This is a genomic window from Phenylobacterium sp. (genome assembly GCF_044372605.1).
In the GTDB taxonomy this organism is placed as follows: domain Bacteria; phylum Pseudomonadota; class Alphaproteobacteria; order Caulobacterales; family Caulobacteraceae; genus Phenylobacterium.
Genome location: NZ_JBILRO010000286.1, coordinates 1 through 3,909 on the forward strand (window position 1 = coordinate 1; position 3,909 = coordinate 3,909).

5 protein-coding genes and 2 pseudogenes are annotated in these 3,909 nt (G+C 66.5%); 3 read left to right on the top strand and 4 right to left on the bottom strand.

The window, feature by feature from the left end:
- From ACIQ42_RS16815 to ACIQ42_RS16830, 4 genes and pseudogenes are all read right to left on the bottom strand, one after another.
- A pseudogene (locus ACIQ42_RS16815) lies at positions 1-203 on the bottom strand (histidinol-phosphate transaminase); the annotation flags it as partial.
- Positions 204-254: 51 nt separating this feature from the next.
- Positions 255-749 (bottom strand): VOC family protein, encoded by a 495-nt coding sequence (locus ACIQ42_RS16820; RefSeq protein ID WP_397423392.1) that lies wholly within the window; start codon positions 747-749, stop codon positions 255-257.
- Positions 746-1,114 carry a hypothetical protein gene (locus tag ACIQ42_RS16825; protein ID WP_397423393.1) on the bottom strand — a complete coding sequence of 123 codons (369 nt, stop codon included), beginning with the start codon at positions 1,112-1,114 and terminating at the stop codon, positions 746-748. Before ACIQ42_RS16825 ends, ACIQ42_RS16820 begins: the two co-directional genes overlap by 4 nt.
- Positions 1,111-2,340: a class I SAM-dependent methyltransferase gene (locus ACIQ42_RS16830; RefSeq protein ID WP_397423394.1), complete on the bottom strand. Its 1,230-nt coding sequence runs from the start codon at positions 2,338-2,340 to the stop codon at positions 1,111-1,113. The genes ACIQ42_RS16825 and ACIQ42_RS16830 overlap by 4 nt, the downstream gene beginning before the upstream one ends.
- Before the next feature lie 97 nt (positions 2,341-2,437).
- Here ACIQ42_RS16830 and ACIQ42_RS16835 point away from each other — a divergent pair, with 97 nt between their 5' ends.
- The 3 genes and pseudogenes from ACIQ42_RS16835 to ACIQ42_RS16845 form a co-directional block, all read left to right on the top strand.
- Positions 2,438-2,764, top strand: coding sequence for a hypothetical protein (locus ACIQ42_RS16835; protein ID WP_397423395.1), 327 nt, complete (start codon positions 2,438-2,440; stop codon positions 2,762-2,764).
- Positions 2,761-3,600 (top strand): SDR family NAD(P)-dependent oxidoreductase, encoded by an 840-nt coding sequence (locus ACIQ42_RS16840; RefSeq protein WP_397423396.1) that lies wholly within the window; start codon positions 2,761-2,763, stop codon positions 3,598-3,600. Before ACIQ42_RS16835 ends, ACIQ42_RS16840 begins: the two co-directional genes overlap by 4 nt.
- Positions 3,601-3,603: 3 nt before the next feature.
- Positions 3,604-3,909: pseudogene (locus ACIQ42_RS16845) on the top strand (allantoinase); the annotation flags it as partial.

The following is a 3,909-nucleotide window of genomic DNA, read 5'->3' on the forward strand; positions in this document are numbered from 1 at the left end:
GCGGCCCGGAGCGCACTCGATTGCGGGTCCGGATAGAGGCGAAGATCGTCCGTCGCCCCTGCCCGCAGCGCTTCCAGCACCCTGGGCGACGGCCCGAACGGGCTCTCATTGGTGTTGAGCTTGACGAGCCCCTCGATACGCGGCTGCTCGCCCGGCACATAGGGGTCAAGGTCGTGGGTCAGGCGGCTCCAGAACTGGCTCATGGACGGGTGCTTAGCCTAGAGACGGGCCGCCAGGCAAAAAGCGATGCGACCCTACCCCCCAACCGGCTTCGTCCATTCCTGCTCGCTCGGCGGCCGGTCGATCAGGTTGATCAGCACGCCGTCGGGGTCGCGCAGGCAGACTTCGTATTGCTGGCGGTGGGGCATGACGAACAGGCTGGGGTCCGGCGACCAGCTGGCGCCCGCCGCACGGGCGGCCTCCACCGCCGCGTGGATCGGCGTGGCGTAGAGCACCAGCGCCACCTCGCCCAGGCGCGGCGGACCGTCGCCTTTCGGGATAGCCTCCTGCGCTGGAGTCAGTTCGAACAGGCCGATCATGCCGAAGTTCGGACGGCCCTCGGGGCGCAGGATGCGGCAGCGGCAGGCGGTGGCAGGCGGCGTCTTCAGCGCGGCGGCTGTGGACGGTCCGTCCAGCTCGCCCTCGAAGTAGACGGAGGTGAACCCCAGCGCGCGGTAGAAGGTGGTGGATCGCTCCAGGTTAGAAACGAACACCGCGCTGCGGATCAAGCTGGAGACGTCGTGGCTCATGCGTCGGCTCGCGAGACTTCGACCGCCACGTCTTCGGAGTAGAGGTCGCCGGCGGCGTTGGCCTCGACCGCCTCGGCCTCCTGCTGGACGATGCGCAGCACCCGGGTCAGATACTCCTGCATCCACAGCCCGCGCTCGGCGGCCTGGTCGGCCGTGGGCGCGAAGGTCTCGATCTCCTCGCGCCGCACCACGCCCCTGGCTTCCAGCAGGCGCTCAAGCGTATCGATCCGCTCGCGCGCCACGGCCAGTTCCTGGACGGCGGCCATGGTGATGGCCAGCACCCGCTCGGTCTCCGGCGTCAGAAAATAGGGCCGTTTGCCGGCCGGCTTGGCGGACGAGCGGGCCAGGGCGTCAGCTGTACTCACTTGCGCGCTCCGATCACGTGCCAGGCCGCCTTGCGCCCGTAGTCTTCGCCTTCATCGTCGGCGGCGTCGGGAAAGACATCGCGGTCGACCACGGCGGTGACGCCATCGTGGATCAGCCTGTCCTTCGAGAAGCCGGCCTCGACCATATAGGCGTCCAGGTCGATCTCGTGAAGCGTGCTCCAGAACGGCTCGTTGTTGTAGAAGGCATCCCAGTCGCGCATCGCCTGTTCGAACAGCGGCATCTCCGGCGCGTATTGTGGTTGCTCCACGTGCAGGACAATCCCGCCCGGCTTCAGCACCCTGAAGCTCTCCCGGAAGATCGCCCGCATCGAGGCGTAGCTCAGCTCATGCAGGAACATGGTCGTCTGCACCCAGTCGAAGCTCTCGTCCGGATAGCGCGACAGGTCCGAGGCGTCGGCCTGCACGAAGCGCACGTTCTCCACGCCCATGGATTTGGCCCGCGCCAGCCCGTAGCGCAGCATCGGACCGCCTACATCCAGCGCCACGACCTCGGCGTCCGGGAAGGCCTGGGCGATCGGGATCATGTTCTGACCGAGCGTCGCCCCGATATCGAGGATCCGGGTCGGCTTGAAGTCGGGCAGGTGTTTGCGCACCCACTGCACCACCGCATGGCCGCCGCCGTCGGAGTAACGACCCAGGGCCCCGCCCGTCGTGGCGAAGATCGCGTGATCATAGTTGGCGGCGCCCGAGACGTCGCCGGGGAACAGCTCCTTGTGATAGCTGCCGGGCATGCAGTGGTGGTCCACGGCCGAAATGTAGCGCGGGATCGTCAGCGCAGAATCCAGCTCCAGGCGCTTATCGCCTTCGGTCAGGGTGCGGGTGATCGCGGCCAGTTGTTCGGCCTGGCGGATTGTGGTCCAGCGACCAGCCTGCTGGCGCTGTTCCATGGTCATGCGGCGCAGCGCCGACCAGGTCTGGTAGGTCGGATCCTTCAGGAGCGCCTTGCGCACATCATGGCGGTTCCTGGGGCCGGCGCCGGTCTCGGCCTTCAGCTTCGGCTCCGCGCGCTGCTCCCAGGCCGTCTTCACGTGCGGCATGACCCGGGTGGCGAGATGCCTATTCATATGGGCCAGGAAGTTCAGGCGCGCGATCTCGTCATGACTGGTCTGCGGGAACACCCCGTGGCGGCCGACAGCCCGATAGTCGGGCGGGCCATCATAGGCCTGCGCCGGGCCTGCATTTTTCAGATCACCGCTGCCGTCCATTTCGGGTCTCCTTCAACACCACAATACGCCAAGGGCTTCACGATCCAAATGGTCTATGTCTATATCATTTCGACCCAGCCCGCGCCTTGGAGGATTCATGGCGACCACCCGCATCATTGCCTTGTTCAATCTCAAACCCGGCATCAAAGTGGCCGAATACGAGGCCTGGGCCCGGGCCAAGGACCTGCCGACCGTGAACGGCCTGCCCTCGATCCGCAAGTTCGAGGTCTTCAAGACCAAGGAAGTCATGGGCGGTGGTCCGTCGCCCTATCGCTACATTGAGATCATCGACGTGCGCGACATGGGCCAGTTCGGCAATGACGTAGCCACCCCGGTGATGCAGGCGATCGCCGGCGAGTTCCAGGGCATGGCCGAGGTGCAGTTCCTGATCATGAAGAAGATCGGCTGGAAGCGTAAGAAATGACCGGACGTTTCGCGGGCAAGACCGCCGTCATTACCGGCTCGGGACGGCGCGCGGGCCTGGGTGAAGCCATTGCGCGGCGACTGGCCGCCGAGGGCGCCGCGGTCGTGATCTCCGATATTGGCGCCTCGCGGGACGCCGCTACGCCGGGCGCCATGATCGGCGCTACAGCCGAGATGGAAGCTATCGCCGCCGATATCCGCACCTCGGGCGGCCAGGCTTCGACCTGCGTCTGCGAAGTGCGCGACTTCGTTGCCACCCAGGCGCTGGCGAAACATGCGGTGGATACGCATGGCTCTCTCGACATCTGGGTCAACAACGCCGGCATCGGCTACATCATGAAGCCGCTGCTGGAGGTGACCCCCGACGACTGGCGGGCCGTCATCGACGTCAACCTGACGGGCTCGTTCTTCGGGCTCCGCGCCGCGGCCGAGATCATGGTGGCCCAGGGCCGCGGCGGCCGGATCGTCAACATCGCCAGCCAGGCGGCAAAGTCGGGCTTCCCCCACGCCCAGGCCTATACGTCCTCCAAGCACGGGCTGGTCGGGCTGGCGCGCTCTGCTGCCATCGAACTGGGCCCACACGGCATCACCGTCAACAACGTCTGCCCGAACCACGTGACCACCGGCCTCGGCGCCTGGCAGAACGAATACTTCGCCAAGGTGGTGGGCGCGGCCTCGGTCGAGGACTATCTTAAAGCCATGGCCGACCGCATCCCCCTGAAGCGCCCCGGCCTGCCGGAGGATACCGCCAAGGCGGTGGCGTTCCTCTGTTCGGACGAGGCCCAGTATATCACCGCCGAAAGCCTGAACGTCTCAGGCGGCGAGGAGCCGCACTAGCCCATGCCCGCCCCGCCCGATTTCCGCTGGCCCAACGGCTCAAAGTTCGCCCTCTCCGTCGTCGTCAACGTCGAGGAAGGCGCCGAGCAGAATATCCGCGACGGCGACAAGGGGCCTGAGCCCGTCGACGAACTCAGCGCCGTGCCCAAGCGACCGATGCGGATGCATGGCAATGAGAGCAACTATCAGTACGGCATCAAGGCCGGTGCACCGCGCATCCTGAAGCTGCTGGATGACCACAGGATTCGCGCCACCTGGACAGCGGCGGCGCTGGCGCTGGAACGGGCGCCCGAGATCGCCCGGGCGATC